General features: G+C 70.1%; 19 protein-coding genes. 11 read left to right on the forward strand and 8 right to left on the reverse strand.

Features of this window, described 5'->3' with window-relative positions:
* Nucleotides 1-101 precede the first annotated feature (101 nt).
* Both GA0115233_RS21980 and GA0115233_RS21985 read right to left on the reverse strand, forming a co-directional pair.
* Entirely contained in the window at nt 102-1,427 is a 1,326-nt protein-coding gene (locus tag GA0115233_RS21980) for an FG-GAP and VCBS repeat-containing protein (protein ID WP_093721986.1), read from the reverse strand.
* Nucleotides 1,428-1,601: 174 nt separating this feature from the next.
* Nucleotides 1,602-3,074 carry a VCBS repeat-containing protein gene (locus GA0115233_RS21985; RefSeq protein ID WP_093721987.1) on the reverse strand — a complete coding sequence of 491 codons (1,473 nt, stop codon included), beginning with the start codon at nt 3,072-3,074 and terminating at the stop codon, nt 1,602-1,604.
* Between the two features lie 307 nt (nt 3,075-3,381).
* Between GA0115233_RS21985 and GA0115233_RS41835 the strand changes: the two genes are divergently transcribed.
* On the forward strand, nt 3,382-3,687 hold the full coding sequence (locus tag GA0115233_RS41835) for an SCO4225 family membrane protein (protein ID WP_255310303.1): 306 nt from the start codon (nt 3,382-3,384) through the stop codon (nt 3,685-3,687).
* Between the two features lie 26 nt (nt 3,688-3,713).
* Entirely contained in the window at nt 3,714-4,031 is a 318-nt protein-coding gene (locus GA0115233_RS41840) for an SCO4225 family membrane protein (RefSeq protein ID WP_255310304.1), read from the forward strand.
* 22 nt (nt 4,032-4,053) lie between these two features.
* Here GA0115233_RS41840 and GA0115233_RS21995 read toward each other — a convergent pair whose 3' ends face one another.
* Both GA0115233_RS21995 and GA0115233_RS22000 read right to left on the reverse strand, forming a co-directional pair.
* Entirely contained in the window at nt 4,054-4,332 is a 279-nt protein-coding gene (locus tag GA0115233_RS21995; protein ID WP_093721988.1) for a zinc-ribbon domain-containing protein, read from the reverse strand.
* Between the two features lie 139 nt (nt 4,333-4,471).
* Complete coding sequence (locus tag GA0115233_RS22000; protein ID WP_093721989.1) at nt 4,472-6,754, reverse strand: (Fe-S)-binding protein; 2,283 nt, start codon at nt 6,752-6,754, stop codon at nt 4,472-4,474.
* A 184-nt stretch (nt 6,755-6,938) separates the two neighbouring features.
* On the opposite strand from GA0115233_RS22000, the gene GA0115233_RS22005 reads away from it, so the two are divergent.
* From GA0115233_RS22005 to GA0115233_RS22035, 7 genes are all read left to right on the forward strand, one after another.
* Nucleotides 6,939-7,958, forward strand: coding sequence for an MraY family glycosyltransferase (locus GA0115233_RS22005; protein ID WP_093721990.1), 1,020 nt, complete (start codon nt 6,939-6,941; stop codon nt 7,956-7,958).
* A 94-nt stretch (nt 7,959-8,052) separates the two neighbouring features.
* Nucleotides 8,053-9,894, forward strand: coding sequence for a molecular chaperone DnaK (gene dnaK, locus GA0115233_RS22010; RefSeq protein WP_093721991.1), 1,842 nt, complete (start codon nt 8,053-8,055; stop codon nt 9,892-9,894).
* Nucleotides 9,891-10,547, forward strand: coding sequence for a nucleotide exchange factor GrpE (gene grpE, locus GA0115233_RS22015; RefSeq protein WP_093721992.1), 657 nt, complete (start codon nt 9,891-9,893; stop codon nt 10,545-10,547). Before dnaK ends, grpE begins: the two co-directional genes overlap by 4 nt.
* 27 nt (nt 10,548-10,574) lie before the next feature.
* Nucleotides 10,575-11,756, forward strand: coding sequence for a molecular chaperone DnaJ (dnaJ, locus tag GA0115233_RS22020; protein WP_093721993.1), 1,182 nt, complete (start codon nt 10,575-10,577; stop codon nt 11,754-11,756).
* Between the two features lie 6 nt (nt 11,757-11,762).
* Nucleotides 11,763-12,212 carry a heat shock protein transcriptional repressor HspR gene (locus GA0115233_RS22025; protein WP_093721994.1) on the forward strand — a complete coding sequence of 150 codons (450 nt, stop codon included), beginning with the start codon at nt 11,763-11,765 and terminating at the stop codon, nt 12,210-12,212.
* Between the two features lie 184 nt (nt 12,213-12,396).
* On the forward strand, nt 12,397-15,894 hold the full coding sequence (locus tag GA0115233_RS22030; RefSeq protein ID WP_093721995.1) for a DNRLRE domain-containing protein: 3,498 nt from the start codon (nt 12,397-12,399) through the stop codon (nt 15,892-15,894).
* On the forward strand, nt 15,894-16,193 hold the full coding sequence (locus GA0115233_RS22035) for a hypothetical protein (RefSeq protein ID WP_141689550.1): 300 nt from the start codon (nt 15,894-15,896) through the stop codon (nt 16,191-16,193). The genes GA0115233_RS22030 and GA0115233_RS22035 overlap by 1 nt, the downstream gene beginning before the upstream one ends.
* A gap of 73 nt (nt 16,194-16,266) precedes the next feature.
* On the opposite strand, the gene GA0115233_RS22040 is transcribed toward GA0115233_RS22035, so the two are convergent.
* A complete protein-coding gene (locus GA0115233_RS22040; protein ID WP_093721997.1) occupies nt 16,267-17,664 on the reverse strand; it encodes a fibronectin type III domain-containing protein in 1,398 nt (465 codons plus the stop codon).
* Between the two features lie 248 nt (nt 17,665-17,912).
* Here GA0115233_RS22040 and GA0115233_RS22045 point away from each other — a divergent pair, with 248 nt between their 5' ends.
* Together GA0115233_RS22045 and GA0115233_RS22050 are read left to right on the forward strand one after the other, a co-directional pair.
* Entirely contained in the window at nt 17,913-19,019 is a 1,107-nt protein-coding gene (locus GA0115233_RS22045) for a substrate-binding domain-containing protein (RefSeq protein WP_093721998.1), read from the forward strand.
* Between the two features lie 213 nt (nt 19,020-19,232).
* On the forward strand, nt 19,233-20,300 hold the full coding sequence (locus tag GA0115233_RS22050) for a helix-turn-helix transcriptional regulator (protein ID WP_093721999.1): 1,068 nt from the start codon (nt 19,233-19,235) through the stop codon (nt 20,298-20,300).
* On the opposite strand, the gene GA0115233_RS22055 is transcribed toward GA0115233_RS22050, so the two are convergent.
* From GA0115233_RS22055 to GA0115233_RS22065, 3 genes are read right to left on the reverse strand one after another with little or no spacing between them, the layout of a single operon-like run.
* The gene (locus GA0115233_RS22055; RefSeq protein WP_093722000.1) at nt 20,260-21,249 is read right to left on the reverse strand and encodes a helix-turn-helix transcriptional regulator; all 990 of its coding nucleotides are present in this window, start codon (nt 21,247-21,249) and stop codon (nt 20,260-20,262) included. The genes GA0115233_RS22050 and GA0115233_RS22055 overlap by 41 nt on opposite strands.
* The gene (locus tag GA0115233_RS22060; protein WP_093722001.1) at nt 21,246-22,235 is read right to left on the reverse strand and encodes a helix-turn-helix transcriptional regulator; all 990 of its coding nucleotides are present in this window, start codon (nt 22,233-22,235) and stop codon (nt 21,246-21,248) included. Before GA0115233_RS22060 ends, GA0115233_RS22055 begins: the two co-directional genes overlap by 4 nt.
* Nucleotides 22,235-23,245: a helix-turn-helix transcriptional regulator gene (locus tag GA0115233_RS22065; protein WP_093722002.1), complete on the reverse strand. Its 1,011-nt coding sequence runs from the start codon at nt 23,243-23,245 to the stop codon at nt 22,235-22,237. Before GA0115233_RS22065 ends, GA0115233_RS22060 begins: the two co-directional genes overlap by 1 nt.
* Between the last annotated feature and the right edge of the window lie 282 nt (nt 23,246-23,527).

Genomic DNA, 23,527 nt, shown 5'->3' on the forward strand with positions numbered 1-23,527 from the left:
TAAGGGGGGATTGGGGGTTGGCTCCGGGGGCGCTCGCTCAACCGTCGCCCGCAGACCTCTCTGCGGAGCTCCCGGCATACCTTCCCGCGGATCTCCCCGCCTCAGTGCGTGAACGGGCCGCTGAACCCCGGGAGGGTGAAGCCACCCGTCACCGACGGTCCCCGCAGCACCACCGAGGTGTCCGCGCCGCCGCCGATCCCCACGTCCGCCTTGCCGTCGTGGGTCACGTCACGCAGTCGTACGGTGTGCCCGAAGGCGGCGTACTCCTGCGCCGGGCCGGTGACCGTCTGCGGGATCCAGGAGGAGCGGGTGCCCGTCAGGCCGCCGGGGCCGCCGCGGAACAGGGTCACCCCGCCCTGGTCCTCGTTGCCGCCGACGTCCTCGTGCGGGACGCCCACCGCGAGGTCGGCGTAGCCGTCGCCGTCGACGTCCCCGGCCGCGAGGGCGTAGCCGAAGTTGTCGTCCGCCTCCGGGCTGCCGGCGACCCCGGAGCTGGCCTGGTTGTACATCATCGAGCCGCTCGGGCCCGAGGACGTGCCGCGCCAGACCAGGAGTGAGCCCTTGCCGTCGTGGGAGTCGGGGCGGCCGAAGGCGATGTCGCCGTAGCCGTTCTTGTCGAAGTCGCCGATCACGGCGTTCGTCGCGGTGACCGTCTTGGACGGGCCCGAGGTCAGGCCGCCGGAGCTGCCCTTGAGGTACCAGGCGCGGTGGACCGGCTGGTTGTTGACGAACTGCTCGCCGAGGATCACCAGGTCGGTCTTGCCGTCGCCGTTGACCTTGCCTGCCGCGAGGCCGTACGAGTACCAGCCCGCGTCCACCTTGTCGATCTTGGAGACGGTGCCGGTACCGCCGGACTTCTTGAAGGAGCCGCGGTACAGCCAGGCCTCCGAGCCGCCGATCACCGCGAGGTCGGGCGAGCCGTCCCCGGTGAAGTCGCCGGTGGCGACATCGCTGCCGAAGTGGCCGTGCGCGCCGGACTTCGGGGTCACACTCGTGCCACCGGACAGGCCGGAGGCGGAGCCCCACACGATGGTCACCGAGCCGCGGTAGCGCTTGCTGCCCACGTGCTCGGTCGGGTTGCCGACGACCAGGTCGGCGTAGCCGTCCTTGTTCAGGTCGGCGCTGGCCAGGGAGGCGCCGAACTGGTCGTCCTCCTCGTCCGTGCCGGGGATGCCGGGGCTGTCCTGGTGGATGGACTTGGGGTGTGCGGTGTCGAGGCCGCTCGCGGTGCCGTAGACGACTGTGACGGTGCCGCCGGAGCGGTCGCCGTAGTTGACGCCGCCGTAGGCCACGTCGCGGTGGCCGTCGCCGTTGAAGTCGTCGTAGTGCTTGGCGACCGCCGCCGAGGCGGGGGCGGTCATGAGGAGCGGGGACACACCGGTCGCGAGGAGAGCGGTCGCGAGCGCGGCGGCCGTGCGTCTGGTCATGAGGAGGAACTCCTGTCCGTCCTGGTCGGTCCTGCTCGGTACGTCACTTGCCGAAGATCCAGCCGAACGTCGCGTTGTCCTTCAGGCCCGCGCCGGCCGCGTCGAGCGACAGGGTGCTCCGGTCGCGGGGGCCCGCACCCCGGGGCGCGGGCCCGTGAACGGCCGTACGGGTGCTCAGTCGGCGAAGTTGGCGCCGAAGTACGGGGAGCCGGTGGTGGCGACGCCCGCGGTGCTGGGGGAGACGGCGCGGGAGCCGGAGGTGGTGATCTTCGTGCCGTTGGAGGGCAGGTAGGTCACCGCGCCGTTGCCCGCGTTCTCGGCGGAGCCGACGACCAGGTCGGCCTTGCCGTCGCCGTTGACGTCGTCGACCTTGAGGTCGATGCCGAAGCCGTCGTTGTCCTCGTTGGAGCCGGGGACGCCCGCGGAGTCCTGGGAGAAGGACTGGGCGCCGGAGGTGGTGTTCAGGCCGCTCGCGGTGCCGTAGAGGACCGTGACGGTGCCCGTGTCGACGTCGTCGCCGATGTTCTCGCCCGCGACACCGATGCCGAGGTCGAGGTAGCCGTCGCCGTTGATGTCGCCGAGGTCCAGCTCGTAGCCGAAGAAGTCGTTGCCCTCGGAGGTGCCGGGGACGTTGCCGGTGTCCTGGGTGATGCCGGTGGCCGTGCCGGGGCCGCTCGCGGTGCCGTACGTCACCCAGACCTTGCCGCCCTTGGCGGAGTCCGGGACGGTCGTGCCGTCCTCCAGGGTGGGGTTCCACTGGGCGCCGCTGACGATGTCGCCGTAGCCGTCGGCGTTGATGTCGCCGATGGCGGTGATGATGCCGGGCTTGAGCTGCTTCAGGCCGGTCGTGGACAGGCCGGTGGCGGTGCCGGGGAGGTAGTAGTTGCGGTTCCAGCCGTACTCGGTCTCGGTCTCGAAGCCGTCGACGACCAGGTCGGTGCGGCCGTCGCCGTTGACGTCACCGGCGGACAGGTTGAGCGGTCCGCCCGCGTCCGAGCCCATGATCGGGGGCTTGACGGTGTACTTGCCGCCCGTGGCGCCGCCGGTGGTGAAGCCGCCCTTGAAGACGTACATGGTGGCCACGTTGGTGCCGACCGCGAGGTCGGTCCTCCCGTCGCCGTCGAAGTCGCCGGCGGCGAGGTTCTCGCCCCAGCGGTCGTGCTTGGAGGGGGCCGGGTCGGCGACGGTGGTGCCCTTGCCGGTGATGCCGGAGGCCGAGCCCCACAGGATCGCCAGGGTGCCGCCGTCCTTGTCGCTGCCGACGTCCTCGCCCGCGGAACCGACGGCGATGTCGTCGTAGCCGTCGCCGTTGAAGTCGCCGTAGGCGGTGTCGTAGCCGAAGCGGTCGCCGGCCTCGGAGGAGCCCGGGGTGCCGGTGGTGTTCTGGCTGATGGTGTGGCGCTTGGCAGCCGACACGCCGGTCGCGGTGCCGTAGAGGACGACCACCTGGCCGGCCTGCTTCCTGCCGCTCACGTAGGCGCCGTCGGCGGAGAAGGCGACATCGCCGATGCCGTCGCCGTTGAAGTCGGCCTTGGGGACGGCGGTGGAGTTCGCGGCCGTCGCGGTGGCGGCCGTGAACGTCAGCATCCCGCCCGTAAGCGCGACGGCGGTGGCCGCGGCGAGGGCGAGGCGCAGGGGCTGGTGCATGCGGGTTCTCCTGCGGCATGCGGGGATGTCGGGGGGACATCCGCAGTCAATGGGGTGCCGTCGGTCGCGTTCGCCGGAGTTGTCCCACGGCGTGCGTCCAGTACGGCGATCAAGAGACTCGTACTGGTGCTCAAAGGTTGTACGTGAGTTCGGGGGAACTTCCTTGAGTACGTGTACTCATGCCGCGGCGCCCGCGCCGGTCCACTGTGGAAGCCACCGGACAGGATCCACCGGACAGGATCCACCGGACAGGATCCACCGACCAGGAATCCACCTGGACACGGACCGACGCCAGGGGGGACCCGCGATGCCGCCGAAGGACTCACTACCTCGCCGACTGCTGACCCTCGCCACGGACAACTGGGCCGCGCGTGCCTACTGGGCGCTCCTCGCGGCGGGCGTGGCCGTCGGCCTGGCCCTCCCGGAGAACCTCCTCGGCGCGGTCCCGCTGCTGCTCACGGCGCCGTTGTCGACCCTGGCGATCGCCGTGCCGCCGGTGGGCGACACGCTCGCCGGCGTCCTGGCGGCCGTATGGCTGCTGCTGAGCGCGCTGGTCAACGCCGCCGTGGCCGGCGCCCTCGCCCACCGCATGCGCGCCGAGCGGCACGCGTGAACGACTCGGAGAACGGAACAACGGACATGGAACGCTCCGCACGTCTGCGCGCCCTGCTGGCGCCCGCCACGGACAACTGGCTCTCGCGCGGCTATCTCGCGCTGGTCGCCGTGGCGATCGGGTTCTTCCTGTACGCGGTCCACATCTCCCCGGACCCGGGATTCGCCGCGATCTGGCCGGTCTTCGCCACGGCACCGCTCGGCTTCGGCGCCCTGCTGCTCGCGGTGCCCGTCGGCGGGGCGCAGTGGCTCGGCTCGCTGGTGTTCGTCGCCGGGACGGTGGCGGCGGGGCTGGTCAACGCCTCGCTGCTGGGGATGCTGGCGCGCGGGGTGCGCACCGCCTGAGCCGGGGCGGCCGGCCGTACGGCTACTGGTACGGCTGCTGCTGCGGCTGGCCGTACGGCTGGGCTCCCGCGGACTGGGCCTGGAGCTGTTCCGCCTGTTCCCTCGTCAGCCTCTGTTCGAGGCCGCAGAAGGTGCACTGGGTGGAGTACTTCGTCGACACCGGGAACAGCGGCACGAAGAACAGCGTGAACTTGGTGACCCGCTTGCGCAGGGTGTGCGCGGCGGGGTTGCCGCACTGTCCGCAGACCAGGGTGAGGATCGCCAGCTGGTACAGGTAGCCCTTGGTGCCGAAGATGATCATCTGCGGTGCCTCTCCTGGGTGGGGTCCTTCTCCCCAGTGTGACCGAGGGGGAACCGGTGTGGACGAGCGGGGAGACCACGGGGAAGGGAAACGCCCCCGCCCGGTCGGGCAGGGGGCGTCCCACGGTGCCGTGGGCGGGCTACTTCACCGGCTCCGGCTCCGGCTCGTTCTCCTCGGCGGCCTGGCCCTCCGGGTCGACCGGCGTCTTCACCGACTCCAGCAGCAGCTGGGCGACGTCGACGACCTGGATGGACTCCTTGGCCTTGCCGTCGTTCTTCTTGCCGTTCACCGAGTCGGTCAGCATGACCAGGCAGAACGGGCAGGCGGTGGAGACGATGTCCGGGTTGAGGGAGAGGGCCTCGTCGACGCGCTCGTTGTTGATGCGCTTGCCGATCCGCTCCTCCATCCACATCCGCGCGCCACCGGCGCCGCAGCAGAAGCCGCGCTCCTTGTGGCGGTGCATCTCCTCGTTCCTGAGGCCCGGGACGTTGGCGATGATCTCGCGCGGAGGCGTGTAGATCTTGTTGTGGCGGCCCAGGTAGCAGGGGTCGTGGTAGGTGATGATGCCCTCGACCGGGGTGACCGGGACCAGCTTGCCCTCGTCCACCAGGTGCTGCAGCAGCTGGGTGTGGTGGATGACCTCGTAGTCGCCGCCGATCTGCGGGTACTCGTTGCCGAGGGTGTTCAGGCAGTGGGGGCAGGTGGCGACGATCTTCTTGGCCGACTTGGGCTTGCGGGACTCTTCGGTCACCTTGCCCTCGTCGTCCATCTCCTCGCCGAACGCCATGTTCAGCGCGGCCACGTTCTCCATGCCGAGCTCCTGGAACAGGGGCTCGTTGCCGAGGCGGCGGGCGGAGTCACCGGTGCACTTCTCGTCGCCGCCCATGATCGCGAACTTGACGCCCGCCATGTGCAGCAGCTCCGCGAAGGCCTTGGTGGTCTTCTTGGCGCGGTCCTCCAGGGCGCCGGCGCAGCCGACCCAGTACAGGTACTCGACCTCGGAGAGGTCCTCGATGTCCTTGCCGACCACCGGCACCTCGAAGTCGACTTCCTTCGTCCACTCCAGGCGCTGCTTCTTGGCCAGGCCCCAGGGGTTGCCCTTCTTCTCCAGGTTCTTGAGCATCGTGCCCGCCTCGGACGGGAACGCGGACTCGATCATCACCTGGTAGCGGCGCATGTCGACGATGTGGTCGATGTGCTCGATGTCCACCGGGCACTGCTCGACGCAGGCGCCGCAGGTGGTGCAGGACCACAGCACGTCCGGGTCGATGACGCCGTTCTCCTCGGCGGTGCCGATCAGCGGGCGCTCGGCCTCGGCGAGGGCGGCGGCGGGCACACCGGCCAGCTGCTCCTCGGACGCCTTCTCCTCGCCCTCCATGGTCTTGCCGCCGCCCGCGAGCAGGTACGGGGCCTTGGCGTGCGCGTGGTCGCGCAGCGACATGATCAGCAGCTTCGGGGAGAGCGGCTTGCCGGTGTTCCAGGCGGGGCACTGCGACTGGCAGCGGCCGCACTCGGTGCAGGTGGAGAAGTCCAGCAGGCCCTTCCAGGAGAACTGCTCGACCTGGGAGACACCGAAGACGTCGTCCTCGCCGGGGTCGGTGAAGTCGATCGGCTTGCCGCCGGAGGTCATCGGCAGCAGCGCGCCGAGCGAGGGCTCGCCGTCGGCGTTGCGCTTGAACCAGATGTTCGGGAAGCCGAGGAAGCGGTGCCAGGCCACACCCATGTCGGTCTTCAGGGCGACCGTGATCATCCAGATGAAGGACGCCGCGATCTTCAGGGCCGCGAAGAAGTAGGTGAGGTTCTGCAGCGTGGACAGGTCCAGGCCCTCAAGGGCGGAGACCACCGGGTACGAGATGAAGAAGGACGCCTCGTAGCTGTCCACGTGGTGCTGGGCGCCCTCCAGGGCGTGCAGCATGAAGATGCAGACACCGACGATCAGGATGATCGTCTCGACGAAGTAGGCCTGGCCGGTGTTGGAGCCCGCGAACCGGGACTTGCGGCCCGCCCCGCCCGGCCGCGACAGCTGCCGGACGGCGATGAGGACCACGATGCCGAGCACGGTCATGGTGCCGATGAACTCGACGAAGACGTTGTACGGCGCCCACTCGCCGATCACCGGGAGCAGCCAGTCGGCCTGGAAGAGCTGGCCGATGGCGTTCACGATGGTCAGCAGCAGCGTGTAGAAGCCGATCGCCACGAACCAGTGCGCGACGCCGACGATGCCCCAGCGGTTCATCCGGGTGTGGCCGAGGAACTCCTTGGCCACCGTGATCGTCCGCACGACGGGGTCGTTGGTCCGGGCCCCGGCCGGCAGCGGTTGGCCGAGCATCATGAAGCGGACGAGCTGCAGGATGGCACGGCCGAACAGGGCGACGCCGACTGCCATGAGGACCATCGACACGATGATCGCGGCGAGTTGCATTTCGGGGCTCCTCGGGCCTGCGAGGCGACATTACTAAGCGGTAACTTATGCAGTCCTCTGAGACTACCCGCATCCTCGGTCGCACTGTAGCCAGCGACGGGGTGATCTGGGTCGCTGAGGGTCGCCTTAAGAACCGATCGTGTTATTCACGCCAAATTAGTACATTCAGCACTAATTTGGATCCGTGCTCTACGGGATCGCCGCCGCCACCGCCGCCCTGTTCCTCTCCGCCGTCCTCACCGCCCTGGTCCGTGCCCCCGCCCTGCGCCTGAAACTGCTCGACCGGCGCCGGCAGCGCCCCCTGCCGCTGGGCGGCGGCGCGGCCGTCGTGCCGGTCACCTGCCTGGTGGCGGTGGCCGGCGACTGGACGGGCGCCGCCCCGCTCGGCGCCGATGTCGTCCGGCTGCTGATCGCGGGCGCGGCGGTCGGCGCCCTCGGCCTGATCGCCGACGCGCGCCGGGTCAAGGCGCGGTTCCTGCTGGGCGGTACGGCGGTGGCGGCGGCGTGCGCGGTGCCGTACACGGAGACCGGGGCGCTGGGCGGCATCGCCGCCGTCTGCTGGATCATGGCCGTGACGCTGGCCTTCCGGGCGCTGGACCACGCCGACGGGCTCGCCGCCACCGTCGGCACGGTGACCGCCTTCGGGGTCGGCGTCTGCGCTGCGGCGGAGGTGCTGGACGGGCTCGCGGTGCTGCTGAGCGTGCTGGCCGCCGCGCTGACCGGGTTCCTGATGCACAACTGGCATCCCGCGCGCGTGGGGCTCGGCGCCTGCGGCTCCCTGTTCGCCGGGTTCACGCTCGCCGCGGCGGCCGTGGTGACCCGGGCCGGGCACGAGGGGGCCGCGAGTGCGGGCGTGCTGTTCGCGCTGACGGCGGTGGCGAGCGCCGATGTGCTGCTGGTGGTGCTGGCCCGGCGGTTCGGCGGGCGCCCGCTGCTGCGCGGCGGCCCCGACCATCTCGCGCACCGGCTGCGGCGGCTCGGGCTGACCCCGCAGGGCGCGACCGTGGTGCTCGGCGCGGCGGCCTCGGCCGCGGTGGTCGTGGGCGTGCTGGTGCACCTCGGCCGGATGGCTCCCACGGGGGTGCTGTGGGTGGCGGCGGGTGCCCTGATCGTCGTGATTCTGCTCTTGAGAGTGAAGCGTCCGCAGTCTCGGCGGACCGCGTCCGTGCAGGTCGGAGCCCAGTTGCGTGTAAGGAATGGATAAGAGTTGAGCCTCACAGACTCAGGTCTGTTGACCGCGCTCGACGGCTCATGCACACTTGAGTCCGTTCCACTCAAGTCAGCTGGAGGAATCAACCATGGCACGTGCGGTCGGCATCGACCTGGGCACGACTAACTCCGTCGTCAGCGTTCTGGAGGGCGGCGAGCCCACCGTCATCACCAACGCCGAGGGCGCCAGGACCACGCCGTCCGTCGTCGCCTTCGCCAAGAACGGTGAGGTGCTCGTCGGCGAGGTGGCCAAGCGCCAGGCGGTCACCAACGTGGACCGGACCATCCGTTCCGTGAAGCGCCACATGGGCACGGACTGGAAGATCGAGCTCGACGGGAAGCCCTTCAACCCGCAGCAGATCTCCGCGTTCATCCTCCAGAAGCTGAAGCGGGACGCCGAGGCCTACCTGGGCGAGAAGGTGACCGACGCGGTCATCACCGTCCCGGCCTACTTCAACGACTCCGAGCGCCAGGCGACGAAGGAGGCCGGCGAGATCGCCGGTCTGAACGTCCTTCGTATCGTCAACGAGCCCACCGCGGCCGCGCTCGCCTACGGCCTCGACAAGGACGACCAGACGATCCTCGTCTTCGACCTCGGTGGCGGCACCTTCGACGTGTCCCTGCTGGAGATCGGCGACGGCGTCGTCGAGGTGAAGGCCACCAACGGTGACAACCACCTCGGTGGTGACGACTGGGACCAGCGTGTCGTCGACTACCTGGTCAAGCAGTTCCAGTCCGGTCACGGCGTGGACCTGTCCAAGGACAAGATGGCCCTCCAGCGCCTCCGCGAGGCCGCCGAGAAGGCCAAGATCGAGCTGTCCTCGTCCACCGAGACCTCGATCAACCTGCCCTACATCACCGCCTCCGCCGAGGGCCCCCTGCACCTCGACGAGAAGCTGACCCGCGCTCAGTTCCAGCAGCTGACCGCGGACCTGCTGGAGCGCTGCAAGACCCCGTTCTTCAACGTCATGAAGGACGCCGGTGTCTCCATCAACGAGATCGACCACGTCGTCCTCGTCGGTGGCTCCACCCGTATGCCCGCCGTCGCCGAGCTCGTCAAGGAGCTGACCGGCGGCAAGGAGGCCAACAAGGGTGTGAACCCGGACGAGGTCGTCGCCATCGGCGCCTCGCTCCAGGCCGGTGTCCTCAAGGGTGAGGTCAAGGACGTCCTGCTCCTCGACGTGACCCCGCTGTCCCTCGGTATCGAGACCAAGGGCGGCATCATGACCAAGCTCATCGAGCGCAACACCACGATCCCGACCAAGCGGTCCGAGATCTTCACCACGGCCGAGGACAACCAGCCGTCCGTGCAGATCCAGGTCTACCAGGGCGAGCGCGAGATCGCGGCGTACAACAAGAAGCTCGGTATGTTCGAGCTGACCGGTCTGCCGCCGGCGCCGCGCGGCGTCCCGCAGATCGAGGTCTCCTTCGACATCGACGCCAACGGCATCATGCACGTGACCGCCAAGGACCTGGGCACGGGCAAGGAGCAGAAGATGACCGTCACCGGCGGCTCCTCGCTGCCGAAGGACGAGGTCGACCGCATGCGCCAGGAGGCGGAGCAGTACGCGGAGGAGGACCACAAGCGCCGCGAGGCCGCCGAGACCCGCAATCAGGGCGAGCAGCTCGTCTACCAGACCGAGAAGTTCCTCAAGGACAACGAGGACAAGGTCCCCGGCGAGATCAAGACCGAGGTCGAGGGCGCCGTCGAGGAGCTGAAGGCCGCGCTCAAGGGCGAGGACACCGCCGAGATCCGCACCGCCACCGAGAAGGTCGCCGCGGTCTCGCAGAAGCTCGGCCAGGCCATGTACGCCGACGCCCAGGCCGGACAGGCCGCCCCCGGCGGCGGTGACGCCGGTGCCAAGGCAGCCGACGACGATGTGGTCGACGCCGAGATCGTCGACGACGAGCGCAAGGACGGTGCCGCGTGACCGAGGAGACCCCGGGCTTCGAGGAGAAGCCCGACGTCCCCTCCGGCGCGACCCCCGACGACGCCGAGCCGAAGGCCGCCACCCCCGAGGGGGCGGCCCCGGCCGGGGACGCAGCAGCAACGACCACACCGGACCCCGGTCTGATCGCCCAGCTGGACCAGGTCCGTACCGCGCTCGGTGAGCGCACCGCGGACCTCCAGCGGCTCCAGGCCGAGTACCAGAACTACCGCCGCCGCGTGGAGCGGGACCGGATCACGGTGCGGGAGATCGCCATCGCGAACCTCCTCACCGAACTCCTGCCCGTGCTCGACGACATCGGCCGCGCGCGGGAACACGGCGAGCTCGTCGGCGGATTCAAGTCCGTCGCGGAGTCGCTGGAGACCGTCGTGGCGAAGATGGGTCTGCAGCAGTTCGGCAAGGAGGGCGAGCCCTTTGACCCGACGATCCACGAGGCGCTGATGCACTCCTACGCGCCGGACGTCACCGAGACGACCTGCGTCGCGATCCTCCAGCCGGGGTATCGCATCGGCGAGCGCACCATCCGGCCCGCGCGGGTGGCTGTCGCCGAGCCCCAGCCGGGCGCGCAGAACGTCAAGGCCGAGGACGCCTCCGAGGCCGGCGAGGAGAAGGACAACGGCTCTGAAGAGGGCTGATCACAGCAGGAAGGAGGGACGTCGGGGATGAGCACCAAGGACTTCATCGAGAAGGACTACTACAAGGTCCTCGGCGTCCCCAAGGACGCCACCGAGGCCGAGATCAAGAAGGCGTACCGGAAGCTCGCGCGCGAGTTCCACCCGGACGCCAACAAGGGCAACGCCAAGGCCGAGGAGCGCTTCAAGGAGATCTCCGAGGCGAACGACGTCCTCGGCGACCCCAAGAAGCGCAAGGAGTACGACGAGGCCCGCGCCCTGTTCGGCAACGGCGGCTTCCGGCCGGGGCCGGGCGCGGGCGGCGGCTCCTTCAACTTCGACCTGAGCGACCTCTTCGGGGGTGCCCAGGGCGGCGGCGGCGCGGGCGCCGGCGGTTTCGGCGGCGGGCTCGGTGACGTCTTCGGGGGACTGTTCAACCGGGGTTCGTCCGGCACCGGCCGGGTGCAGCCCCGGCGCGGCCAGGACATCGACACCGAGGTCACGCTCACCTTCACCGAGGCCATCGAGGGCGCCACGGTGCCCCTGCGGATGTCCTCGCAGTCTCCGTGCAAGGCCTGTTCGGGCACCGGCGACAAGAACGGCAACCCCCGGGTCTGCCCGACCTGCGTCGGCACCGGACAGGTCGCCCGGGGCTCGGGCGGCGGTTTCTCGCTGACCGACCCCTGCCCGGACTGCAAGGGCCGCGGCCTGATCGCCGAGAACCCCTGCGAGATCTGCAAGGGCAGCGGCCGGGCCAAGTCCTCGCGGACCATGCAGGTGCGCATCCCGGCCGGGGTCAACGACGGCCAGCGCATCCGGCTGCGCGGCAAGGGCGCGCCCGGCGAGCGGGGCGGTCCGTCCGGTGACCTGTACGTCACGGTGCATGTGGACTCCCATCCGGTCTTCGGACGCAAGGGCGACAACCTGACGGTGACGGTGCCGGTGACGTTTGCGGAGGCGGCGCTCGGCGGCGAGGTCAGGGTGCCCACCCTGGGCGGGCCGCCGGTCACCCTGAAGCTGCCTCCGGGCACGCCCAACGGCCGCACCATGCGCGCCCGCGGCAAGGGCGCGGTCCGCAAGGACGGCACACGCGGGGACCTGCTGGTCACCGTGGAGGTGCGTGTCCCGAAGGACGTGACGGGGAAGGCTCGTGACGCGCTGGAGGCGTATCGCGAGGCGACCGCGGGCGAGGACCCGCGGGCGGAGCTGTTCCAGGCCGCGAAGGGAGCTTGATGCCAGATGGACGGCCGTCGACGCAATCCGTATGAACTGACCGAGGACACCCCGGTCTACGTCATCTCGGTGGCGGCCCAGCTCTCCGGCCTGCACCCGCAGACGCTGCGCCAGTACGACCGACTGGGCCTGGTGTCTCCGGACCGCACGGCCGGACGGGGCCGTCGCTACTCGGCCCGCGACATCGAACTGCTGCGCACGGTGCAGCAGTTGTCGCAGGACGAGGGCATCAACCTGGCCGGCATCAAGCGGATCATCGAACTGCAGAACCAGGTCGCCGCACTCCAGGCCCGGGTCGCCGAACTCCAGTCGGCGCTCGACGGCGCCGCCGCGGCGATGCAGCAGCGCGAGGCGGCGGTGCACGCCTCGTACCGCCGCGATCTGGTGCCGTATCAGGAAGTCCAGCAGACCAGCGCGTTGGTGGTCTGGCGCCCCAAACGCCAGCAGAACGACTGACGCGCGTACGGTACGCGCAAGGGGCCGCGGGTCTTGGTGACCCGCGGCCCCTTCGTCATGTTTTCTCCACGACTCCCACCGATCATGATCACTTTTCAGTCACGGGATCACCATCCGGCCAAGATCACCGGTATACCTCGCACTCCGCCCCTCGGGAACACGGGGGCTCTGAAAAGGAGTTGGAGTGCAACGCACCAGCCGAAGACGGTGGGTTCAGGCCACCGCGGCGCTGACCCTCGCCGGTTTCCTCACCGGTGACCCCTACCTGGCGTCCCCGCCGGCGCCGGACACCGACCAGATCGTGAACAGCCCCGCCACGGCCGTCACGCTCGGCGACAGCGAGCCCGACATAGCCGAGCTGCTCGGGCTGAGCGAGGAGCAGGCGGCCCGGCGCAACGCGCACATACAGAACCGCCGCATCGAGCTGCTCTCCCAGCGCACAGAGACCTCCTCGGTGTACGTGAACCCGGACGGCACCCTGACCGCCGAGACCTACGCGGGACCGGTGCGGATCCAGGAGGCCGACGGCTCCTGGAGCCCCATCGACACCGAACTCGCCGACGAGGGCCCGGCACTGGAGCCGCAGGCGGCGGCCGCCGACATCACCGTCTCCGACGGCGGTGACCGCAAGCTCGCCTCCGTCGCCAAGGGGAGCGCCGTCATGGCGCTGGGATGGGAGGAGACCCTTCCCACGCCGACGGTGAAGGACGACACCGCCTCCTACGACCTCGGCGACGGACAGACCCTCACGGTCACCGCCCTCAAGCAGGGCTTCTCCCAGAACGTGCTCCTCGACGAGGCGCCGACGGAGGACCTGACCTACCGCATCCCGGTCACCCTCAAGGGCCTCACCCTCTCCGAGGCGGACTCCGGGCACCTGCTGCTGAAGAACGGCGCGGGCAAGCTGGTCGCCGAGGCCCCGGCACCGATGATGTGGGACTCCTCGGTGGACGAGCGGTCCGGGGAGCCGAAGCACCTCGCACCCGTGGACACCGAGATCGAGACCGCCGCCGACGGCTCGCAGACCCTCGTCCTGCGCCCGGACGCCGGCTTCTTCGCGCAGGACCTGACCTACCCGGTCACCGTCGACCCGACGAGCACGCTGTCGGCCACCACCGACACCTGGGTGGCCACCAACTACCCCGACTCCCAGGTCTCCTCGACCGAGCTGAAGTCGGGCACGTACAACGGCGGTTCCACCGTCGCGCGCTCGTTCCTGAAGTTCGACGTGTCGGCGTACCAGGGCGTCCACGTCATCGACACCAACCTGGCCCTGTACTCGTACTGGTCCTCCTCCTGCACTGGTGGCTCAGGGACCGCCGTGCGCCGGGTGACCGAGGCATGGACGCCGTCCGCCGTGACCTGGGCCGACCCGCCCGCGTCCACCACCACCGGACAGGTCGTCAACACCGGGGCCAAGGGCTTCTCGGCGGACTGCCCGGCGGGCAACCTGAACTTCGACATCGACGCCATCGTCCAGGCGTGGACGAGCGGCACGGCCAACCACGGGCTGCTGGTCCGCGGCGTCGACGAGAAGGACTCCTACACCTGGCGGCGCTTCCACTCCGCCAACTACGTCTCCGGCGGCAACGGCGCGACGGAACCGCATCTGACGATCACCTACAACACCTACCCCGAGGTGCCCGCCGCACCGTCCCTGGCACCGGTCACCGGCACCAGCGTGGTCACCTCGACCACTCCGGTGCTCTCGGCCCTGGTCGACGACAGCGAGCCGCAGCGGGTGCGCGCGCAGTACGCCATCGAGCCGAACCCGGCGTACAACGACACGACGTACACGCTCACCGCGGACACGCCGTACGTCGACACCGGGGAGACCGCCGCGCTCGCCGTACCGGACTCCAACCCGCTGCCGAACGGCAAGCACCTGCGGGTGCGGGCCCGGAGCTTCGACGGCACGGACCACTCGACGGCCTGGAGCGCCTGGAAGAACTTCACGGTCGACACGTCCAAGGCCCCTGTGCCCGAGGTCCCCGGCGACCTCGCCACCGGCGCGACCCAGACCACCACCCCGCTGCTCACCGGGGTCGTCACGGCCGCGGGCCGGGGCTCGGTGTCGGCCGAGTACCTGTTCTACGACGCCTCGGGCGCGCCCGTGGGCGAGCCGCTCACCGCCTCCGTCCAGGACGGCGACCGGGCCGTCGCCGAGGTGCCGTCCGGTCTGCTGGCCGACGGCTCCACCTACCGCTGGAAGATGCGGGCCTGCGCGGACGGCCTCTGCTCCGCGTACACCGCGCTCCAGACGTTCACCGTCGACGTGGCCGAGGAGCCCGCGCCCTCCGGCACCACCGGCACCCCGCCCGAGGCGGTGACCGACCTCAGGGCGGTGCCCGGCGAGAACGGCGCCCTGGTGACCTGGTCCGCGGCGGAGTTCGTCGGCGAGCCGACCGACACCGTCACCTACACGGTCACCGCGGTGGCCTCCGACGGGACGACCGTGGGCACGAAGACCACGACCGGCCTGTCCGCGGTCTTCGACGGCCTCGACGCGGACGCCGGGGACATCACGTACACCTTCAAGGTGACCGGCCGGAACACCTACGGCACCGGCGCGACAGCCACCTCGGCCGGCATCGTCCCGGCGGCCGTGCCGGGCGGCACGAACGCGTACGCGGCGGTTCTGGAGGCCTACTACGCCGCCAGGGGCGGTCTCGTCCAGGGCAGCCATGTCGACGCGAACACCGCCGCGGCGAGCAGCGCGTACGGCCCCCAGTTCGTCGCACGCCTCGCCGCAGAGCAGGAACTGCTGCTGCGCGAGCGGGTGTCCGGTTCGGAGGACGACTCGGACAACGTCGCGCCCGACGCGACGTTCAGCGACGTCCTGGCGATGCCGTCCGCCGACGGCCAGACCGTCGTGCTGCGGGCGAAGGTGCAGACCCGGGACACCATCGTGACCGACGTCAGCACCGAGACCGCCGACCCGACCGAGCAGACCGGCGTGACCGAGGTGCGCTACACCTTCTCGGCCGGTACCAAGCCGGTGCTGCTCTCCGCGGTCGTCGCCTCGGCCAAGGAGGCGGTGGTGCGGCCGACGCCCGCCGCGCTCGCCGACTTCGCCCACTCCGTCGAGACGGACGTCCTGCCGGACGGGCTCGACGCCTCGGAGTTCGACGGCGACTCCACGGACGACGGCAGCGAGACCGGGGTCACCACGGTCTCCGCCGACGCCCTGCAGACCGGTACCTACCTGCGCACGGGAGCGGCCACCTGGGCCGTGAGCAACTGGAACGCGCCGGCCATGTACAGCCAGGACTGCACCAACTTCGTCTCCCGGGCGATCCACTACGGCGGCAGCGTCAAGATGAAGGGCTCCGGGGACGAGGACCACAAGAGCAAGAGCTACTGGTGGCGCAAGCCGAGCAACTGGTTCCACGACGAGACGTACACCTGGATCAACGCGGCCTATCTCAAAACGTTCATGGAACGGCACATGCTGGACTCCAAGCGGAACACGAGCAACGCGTTCACCGGGGACATCGTCTTCTACGACTGGAAGAACGACGGGAAGATCGACCACGCCTCGATCATCAGCAAGATCAGCAACGGCAAGATCTACGTCACCCAGCACAACAAGAACTACAAGTACCGCAGCCTGTCTGCCCAGAAGAACGCCGAGCCCAAGATGAAGATCTGGATCTACCGGCCGAAGCCGCGGTGGTACTGATGCGCCCCGGACCCAGGGTGTGGATCGTCGCCGCGGAGGCGATCGCGACCCTGCTCGTGGCCAGGACGTTGTGGACCTGGCGGGACGACCCGTATGTGTTCCTCGCGGACGTGCCCTACATGAAGTGGTCGAGCATAGGACTCGCCCTGTCGCTGGTGCTGACCCTTGCGCTGGTGTCGAGGGAGCAGTTGTGGCCCCGGCGGGTGGGCTGGTCGCTGACGGCGGTGCGGGTGTGTCTGCTGCCGTGTCTGGCGCTCGCCTGGTACCCGGCGATGTCGCCCTACGTGTCGCTGTGGTGAGGCAGGGACAGTGAAAGGAGGCCGGGTCCGCGCGAGCGGGCCCGGCCTCCCGTCGTTCCACGACGTCAGGGTTCTACCGCGTCAGGTCCAGTTCCGTCGCCACGACGATCTGGGCCTCGCCCGTCCATGTGAAGGAGGAGTTCCCGGCGTCGTCGATGGCGTCGACGATGAAGCAGGAGACGTCGCCGTCGGGGACGGTCTCGTAGCGGTACGACGTGGTGTCCGGGCCGACGTAGTAGCCGGGGTAGAGGGAGCAGACCTGCTCCTCCTCGTCGCCCAGGAGTTCGCCGCGGCGGACCACGTAGTTCGCCAGGTCCGGGGCCGGGTTCGGGTGCCAGGTGATGTGGAAGCCGTACTCGGTCGGGGTGACCTGGACGCCCGTGACCGCCGGTGGCGGTGTCAGGTCGGCGCGCCGGGCGGTGACCGGGGCGGAGCGGGCGGACTCGTTGCCCGACGAGTCCAGGGCGGTGACCCGGTAGGTGTAGGCGGAGCCCTCCGCGGCCGTGGTGTCCATGTGGGTGGCCGCGGTGGTGGTCGCCAGGCGCGTGTACGTGCCGTCGGGGGTCGTGGAGCGGTAGACCCGGTAGGACGCGGCGCCCGTGACGGGGGACCAGTTCAGGCTCAGCCCCTCGGCCTCGGACCCCGCGGTCAGGCCGCCCGGTACCGCCGGCGGCGTCCGGTCGGCCGTGGTGACCGGGAGCGACGCCGTTGCGGAGGACTTGTTGCCGGCCTTGTCGTGGGCGCGGACCGTGTACTCGTAGGCGGCGCCCGTCACGGGCAGCGTGCTGTCCGTGTACGAGGCGGAGGTCGTCGTCGCCAGCGGGGCCGACGGGTAGGTGCCGCCCTTCTCGCGGCGGTAGACCTGGTACCCGGCCAGGTCCATCTCCTTGTTCTTCGCCCAGGTCAGCTTGGCCTTGCCGGTGGCCCTGTCGTACGCGACGGCCGCGCCCGTGGGCTTGAGCGGGGCGACCTTGTCGACGGAGGCGGAGGTACGCGGGGCGTAGGAGAACTTGACCTTGGCGGAGCCCGTCCAGTTGACGTAGTCGATCCGCAGGGTGTGCTTGCCCTTGGCGAGGGTCAGGTCGACGTTCTTGGACACCGTGGCCGAGCCGTTCTTCCACAGGCTGAGCTTCCGCGTGCCGTCGACGTAGACGCGGATGCCGTCCAGGCCCGACGCGCTGATCCGGAACGGCCCGCCGGAGCCGAAGTCGCGGGTCACGGTCCAGCGGACGCCGAAGGAGTTGCCCGGCAGTCCGGAGGCCGGGGCGCCCGTGCCCCAGTTCTGGTCGATCGCGCTGTCGCAGTCGGTCTTCTTCGGGGTGCCGGAAAAGGTGGTGTTCGCGTAGAACGTCCGCTTGAACACCGGTGAGGCGCATGTGACGGCCGCCGAAGCGGGGGCCGCGGCGGCGGTCATCAGGCCGGCCGCGGTGGCGAGCACGGCGACGGCCGCCGTGCCTCTGGCTGGGTTCATTCGGTCCTCTGGAGGTCGTGCACTGACGTGATCACGACTCCCGAGGGGGCGCGATGGTTGTACGGAGGGGAGGTAAAGGCCAGTTGGAGGGGATTCCGTCAGACCTTCACAAGCCAAGCGGAGCGTGGTGTTGCGCACTCGTTAAGTGATTCCGCTTGACGCTGGGGGGCGGTGCCGCGTTGGCTTTTCAGTCACCTGGGTCGCAATGCTGCGCCCGCGTCCGGAAGGCACCAGAAGTGAGCTCCCCAATGCGTCGTATCGCCATATGCGTGGCCGCGTCCTCTTTGACCCTTTCGCTCTCCGCCTGTGGCGCCCTGGGTGTGACGGGCGACAGTGCGGACGCGAGCCCGACCAAGGGTGATGACATCACCGTGGGGCTGCTGCTGCCGGAGAAGGCGAACACGCGCTACGACAAGTTCGACCACCCGATCGTCCGGGCCACGGTGGCCGAGCTCACGGAGAACAAGGGCGAGGTCGTCTACTCCAACGCCGACGCGAGCGCCGCCACCCAGACCAACCAGATGCAGAAGATGATCGACGACCGGGTCGACGTCATCCTGCTGGACGCCGTGGACGCCGAGTCCATCGCCGGAACGGTGGAGAAGGCTAAGCAGGCCGGGATCCCGGTCATCGCCTACGACCGCCTGGCCCAGGGCCCGATCGACGCCTACATCTCCTTCGACAACGAGCTGGTCGGCGAGGTGCAGGGCCGCTCCCTGATGGCCGCGCTCGGCGGTGACGTCGACACCTCGACGAAGATCGTCATGATGAACGGCTCGCCCACCGACCCGAACGCCGCGCAGTTCAAGTCGGGCGCGCTCTCCGAGCTCAACGGCCAGGTCACCATCGCCGCGACGCACGACGTCAAGGACTGGAAGCCGGAGAACGCCCAGGAGCACATGACCCAGGACATCGCGAAGATCGGTGTCGACAACATCGCCGCCGTCTACGCCGCCAACGACGGCATGGCCGGCGGTGTCATCAAGGCCCTCAAGGCCGCCGGTGTCACCGACATGCCGCCCATCACCGGCCAGGACGCCGAACTCGACGCCGTGCAGCGCATCATCACCGGCGAGCAGTACATGAGCGTCTACAAGTCCTACCCCGAGGAGGCCCAGGCGGCCGCCGAGATGGCCGTCGCCAAGGTCCAGGGCAAGGACATCAAGTTCGACTCGCTCACCGCGGACCGCGTCGACAGCCCCACGCACAAGGACATCCCCGCCCAGCTCGTCCCCGTGGTCGCGCTGACGACGGAGAACATCAGCGAGACCGTCGTCAACGACGGCATCTACAAGCTGAGCGAGATCTGCGCCGGCAAGTACAAGGCCGCCTGCGAGGCGATCGACCTCAAGTAGCCCGCGGTCGCCCCGGACACGCCTGGGGGCCCGGTTCCGCTTCGGACCGGGCCCCCTCGGCATGTCCGGAATGCGTGATCACATGTCCGGCGCCAAACCCTGGCAAAGCGGCCGAATTTGGGTTGACTCAGTCCCTGAGGCGTGTTGCGGAGCACGCTTCGTCCGCGCATAGTTGCGCTGCGGAACACGCGGAAACCGGGGGTGGGATGGGCGATGGCCGGGCACGGGATGGACGAGCACCCACACGGTGCTGACCGACTGTGCGAGGTCGGGGACCGGGTGTACTCCCGCGCCGTGCGGCGCGGCCGGGTGCCCCGCGCGGACGTGGAAGAGGTGCCCTGTCTGGTGGAGCTGGCCCTGCTCCACCCGGACCCGGACGACATGGCCTGGCTGCTGCCGACCTCCCCGCAGGAGGTGATGACCCGGCTGCTGCGCGGGGTGTACGACGAGGTCAGCGCCAGCCAGCGGCGGATGGGCTCGGCGGTGGCCGCCTTCGAGTGGTACGCCGGACTCGGCCCGCTGCCGCAGAACTCCGCCGGTGAGGGCAGCGCCATCCGGGTCCTGGACGGGCTCTCCCGGATCCAGGCCGCGATGGACGCGGCCACCGAGGCCTGCACCACCGAGGTGCTCACCGTGCAGCCGGGCGGCATCCGCCCCGAGCACGAGCTGACCGAGGGCCTGCACCGGGCGATGGCGCTGCGCGCCCGCGGGGTGCGGATGCGGGACCTGTACACGCATGTGGCCCGGCACGGGCAGGGACTGCTCACCTACCTGGAGCTGATGGGCGACGCCGTGGAGGCCCGCACCCTGGAGGAGGTCATCGACCGGCTCATCCTCTTCGACCGCACGGTCGCCTTCATCCCGGCCAACGCCGACCGCACCCTCGCCCTGGAGATCCGCCAGCCGGCGCTCGTGCAGTATCTGGTGACGGTCTTCGAGCGGCTGTGGCGCCTGGCGATCCCGCTCACCGCGCCGCTGCCGGACACCGGTATCGAGGGCATCTCCTACCGCGAGCGCTCGATTGCCGCGCTGCTCGCCGAGGGCCACCAGGACGCGGTCATCGCCGAGCGCCTCGGCATCAGCGTGCGCACCTGCCGGGCCCATATCGCCCGGCTCTCCGAGACGCTCGGCGCGGCCAGCCGCACCCAGCTGGGCGTGCGGATCGCACAGGTGGGCCTGGTCGGGCCCGCGCAGGCCGCGGACGGACCGGCGCAGGCCGCGGACGGGCTGCCCTCGCCCGCTATGAGCCTGCCCGACCGAGGATCCCGGACCGGGCGATGAGATAGCCGAGCTGGGCCCGGCTGTCGCTGCCCAGCGTCGCCGCCAGCTTGGCGATGTGCACCCGGGCGGTACGCACGTTCATGCCGAGCCGGTTGGCGATGACCTCGTCCGTGTGGCCCTCCACGAGCAGCGCCGCGATGGCCCGCTGGCGGGGCGTGATGCCGTCGTGGACGGGCTGCTGGACGGCCTCCGGGTACATGGGCGTGGCCAGCCGCCACAGGCGGTCGAAGACGGTCCCGAGGAAGGCGACGATCGCGGGGTGGCGGATCTCCAGGGCGAGGGTGCGGTCGGCGCTGGCCGGGACGAAGGCGACCGTGCGGTCCAGGATGATGAGACGTTCCGTCACCTCGTCCAGGGTGCGCGCCTCCACGTTCCCGCGCAGCCGCTCGTACCGGGCGGTGACGGTGGGCGCGTGGCGCAGGGTGTGCTGGTAGAGGGTGCGGATACGGCCGCCGCGGTCCAGCAGCGCCTGGTCGCGGGCCATGGCCTCGGCGTGCGCGCTGGGCGGCGACTGGGTGTGCGTGACGTGCGGCTGTACGGCGAGCAGTTCCATGGCTCCGGCGGCCATGGCCGCGGCGATGGTCCCGGCGATACGGTCCAGGCCGCTCAGGACGGTGACCGAGGGCAGGTCCGAGGCACGCCCCGGAGGGCCGTCGACGCGCATCAGCGGCTCGAACAGCGCGGCCAGCCGCTCCTCCCTGCGGCGCTCCTCCGCGACCCGCTCCTCGGCCGTACGCAGCATCTGGTGCAGGGCCACCGCCGGGGACAGCGGCTCCAGGCGGCCGGGGGCCGTCATACCGGGGTAGAGCAGCCCCAGTTCGGTCAGACAGGGGGCGCCCGCCGCGTCGGCGATGCCGACATGGCCCTCGCGCAGGGCCCGTTCGTACAGCTCGGCGGCCGCGTCGCACAGGTCCTCCACGCCGTGCTCGGGGTGCGGCGCCGCGGTCATTCGGCCACTCCTTGCTGGTCGAGGATGCCCGACGTCGCGATGAGGTAGCCGAGTTGGGCCCGGCTGTCGCTGCCCAGGGCGGAGGCGAGCTTGGCGATGTGGACGCGGGCGGTACGGACGTTCATGCCGAGGCGGTCGGCGACGACGGTGTCGGTGTGCCCCTCGACCAGGAGGCGGGCGATGGCCCGCTGGCGGGGTGTGATGCCGTCCGGGGGGCGCTGCGGGAACCCTTCCGGGTACAGCGGGGTGGCCAGCCGCCACAGGCGGTCGAAGGCGGTGGCGAGGAACTCCACGAGCGCGGGCTGGCGGATCTCCAGGGCGAGCGAGCGGTTGGCGTTCGCGGGGATGAAGGCCACCGAACGGTCCATGATCAGCAGACGGTCGGTGACCTCGTCGAGGGTGCGGGCCTCCGCGTCGCCCTTGAGCTGCTCGTAGCGGGCCCGGACGGAGGGCGAGTGGCGCAGCGTGTGCTGGTAGATGGTGCGGATGCGGCCGCCGCGGTCGAGGAACTCCTGGTCGCGGGTGAGGGCGTCGGCCCGGGAGTCGGGCGCGGCCTGGGTGTGGCTGATGTGCGGCTGGATGGCGAGCAGTTCGCCGGAGCTGTCGGCCATTATCGCGGTGATGGTCTGCCGGATGCGGTCGAGCCCGCTGTGCACGCTGATGGTGGGGGTGCCCTGCGCTCCGGTGCGTCTGCTGTCGATCCGGACCAGCGGTGCGAAGACCTCCACCAGCCGGGCCTCGGCCCGCCGTTGCCGGGCGACGTCCTCGGCGATGGTGTGCAGCAGGCGGGGCAGGGCCAGTACGGGCGCGACCGGGCGTAACCAGCGGGTGTCGTCGAGGTCGGGGTGGAGCAGCCCGGCCCGCAGCAGGCAGGGCAGGTCCGCCGCCTCGCCCGCCGGGACCCGGCCCTCGTGCAGCGCACGGCTGTACAGGGCCACCCCCTCGGCGCAGATGTCCTCCTGCGCGGCGTGCCGGTGCTCCACCATCACAGGTGGCTGTCCTGTCCCGGCACCGTGCGGTCCTGGTCGAGGATGCCCGACTGGGCTATGAGATAGCCGAGCTGGGCGCGGCTGCCGCTGCCGAGGGCCGTGGCGAGCTTGGCTATGTGGGCGCGGCAGGTGCGTACGTTCATTCCCAGGCGCCGGGCGATGGCCTCGTCGACGTGGCCCTCGACGAGCAGCTTGGCGATGGAGTGCTGGATCTCCGTGATGCCGTCGGTGTCGGTCTCGTAGGGGGCGCCGGTGCTCAGCGGGACGGCTCGGCCCCACATGAACTCGAAGACCTTGATGAGGTAGCGGACGAGTCCGGGGTGGCGCAGTTCGAGCGCGACCTCGCCGTCGGAGCGGGTGGGGATGAAGGCGACGGTCTCGTCGCAGATGATCAGCCGCTCGACGAGTTCGTCGATGGTGCGGTACTCCACCTTGCCGTCGGTGAACTGGGAGACGTAGGCGAGGGTCTCGGGGCTGTAGCGGGCGGGGTGCTGGTAGAGGGTGCGGATGCGGCAGCCGCGCTCGATCAGCGGGCGGTCGCGCTCCAGGGCCTGGTTCAGGGTGTGCTCGGGGCGGCGGCGCATCGGCTGGACCGTGAGCATCTCGGTGGTGCACTGGGCGGTGGCCAGGTCGAGGGCGGCGTTGATGCGCTCGATGCCCTCCAGCACGGTGATGGAGTGGGTGGTGGCCGGTGCCTGCGCGCTGAGCGTCATGAACGGCTCGAATGCTTCGGCGAGTTCGATCGACAGCCGGCGCTGTGCGCTGATCTCGCGCTCGATCGGGTTCATCCGCTGGGCCAGCGCGACCGACGGGGGGACCGGGCGCAGCCAGTTCGCGTCATCGGGGTCGGGATGAAGGAGGGCGAACTCCATCAGACAGGGCGCGGGTTCGACGTCCGCGCGGGTGATCCGTCCCGTCCGGAGTGCGTTGCCGTAGAGACGACGGCCTTCGTCGCAAAGCTCCGTCAGCGCGTGAGGATGTGTCCCCTTAGTCTCATTCGTGGCCAATTCTCCACCCCCCAGGGTCCTGAACGTGCAGGAACATGATGCACCGATCGTGTGGCCATGACGTGCCGGAATGGGCCATCGTCTTAAACGACGGGGGAGAGGTGACCTTCAGATGAGGACGAAGCCGACTATGCATAAGAAGATGCTTCGCTCGGCGCTTGCCGCCGCCTTCTCCGCCGTTGTGGCTGTTGGAGTGCTGGGTGGCCTGGCCGGGGCGAAGGGCGATGCCCGGGCGGACAGCAGCTGGCGTACCGCGACTGTGACCGTCGCCGGGGACAGTAG

The organism is Streptomyces sp. DI166 (genome assembly GCF_900091315.1).
In the GTDB taxonomy this organism is placed as follows: domain Bacteria; phylum Actinomycetota; class Actinomycetes; order Streptomycetales; family Streptomycetaceae; genus Streptomyces; species Streptomyces fuscus.

Coding starts and splice junctions, on each gene's coding strand:
- GA0115233_RS21980 (WP_093721986.1), bottom strand. CDS start 1,427: ATGACCAGACGCACGGCCGCCGCGCTCGCGACCGCTCTCCTCGCGACC.
- GA0115233_RS21985 (WP_093721987.1), bottom strand. CDS start 3,074: ATGCACCAGCCCCTGCGCCTCGCCCTCGCCGCGGCCACCGCCGTCGCG.
- GA0115233_RS41835 (WP_255310303.1), top strand. CDS start 3,382: ATGCCGCCGAAGGACTCACTACCTCGCCGACTGCTGACCCTCGCCACG.
- GA0115233_RS41840 (WP_255310304.1), top strand. CDS start 3,714: ATGGAACGCTCCGCACGTCTGCGCGCCCTGCTGGCGCCCGCCACGGAC.
- GA0115233_RS21995 (WP_093721988.1), bottom strand. CDS start 4,332: ATGATCATCTTCGGCACCAAGGGCTACCTGTACCAGCTGGCGATCCTC.
- GA0115233_RS22000 (WP_093721989.1), bottom strand. CDS start 6,754: ATGCAACTCGCCGCGATCATCGTGTCGATGGTCCTCATGGCAGTCGGC.
- dnaK (WP_093721991.1), top strand. CDS start 8,053: ATGGCACGTGCGGTCGGCATCGACCTGGGCACGACTAACTCCGTCGTC.
- dnaJ (WP_093721993.1), top strand. CDS start 10,575: ATGAGCACCAAGGACTTCATCGAGAAGGACTACTACAAGGTCCTCGGC.
- GA0115233_RS22025 (WP_093721994.1), top strand. CDS start 11,763: ATGGACGGCCGTCGACGCAATCCGTATGAACTGACCGAGGACACCCCG.
- GA0115233_RS22035 (WP_141689550.1), top strand. CDS start 15,894: ATGCGCCCCGGACCCAGGGTGTGGATCGTCGCCGCGGAGGCGATCGCG.
- GA0115233_RS22040 (WP_093721997.1), bottom strand. CDS start 17,664: ATGAACCCAGCCAGAGGCACGGCGGCCGTCGCCGTGCTCGCCACCGCG.
- GA0115233_RS22045 (WP_093721998.1), top strand. CDS start 17,913: ATGCGTCGTATCGCCATATGCGTGGCCGCGTCCTCTTTGACCCTTTCG.
- GA0115233_RS22050 (WP_093721999.1), top strand. CDS start 19,233: ATGGCCGGGCACGGGATGGACGAGCACCCACACGGTGCTGACCGACTG.
- GA0115233_RS22055 (WP_093722000.1), bottom strand. CDS start 21,249: ATGACCGCGGCGCCGCACCCCGAGCACGGCGTGGAGGACCTGTGCGAC.
- GA0115233_RS22060 (WP_093722001.1), bottom strand. CDS start 22,235: ATGGTGGAGCACCGGCACGCCGCGCAGGAGGACATCTGCGCCGAGGGG.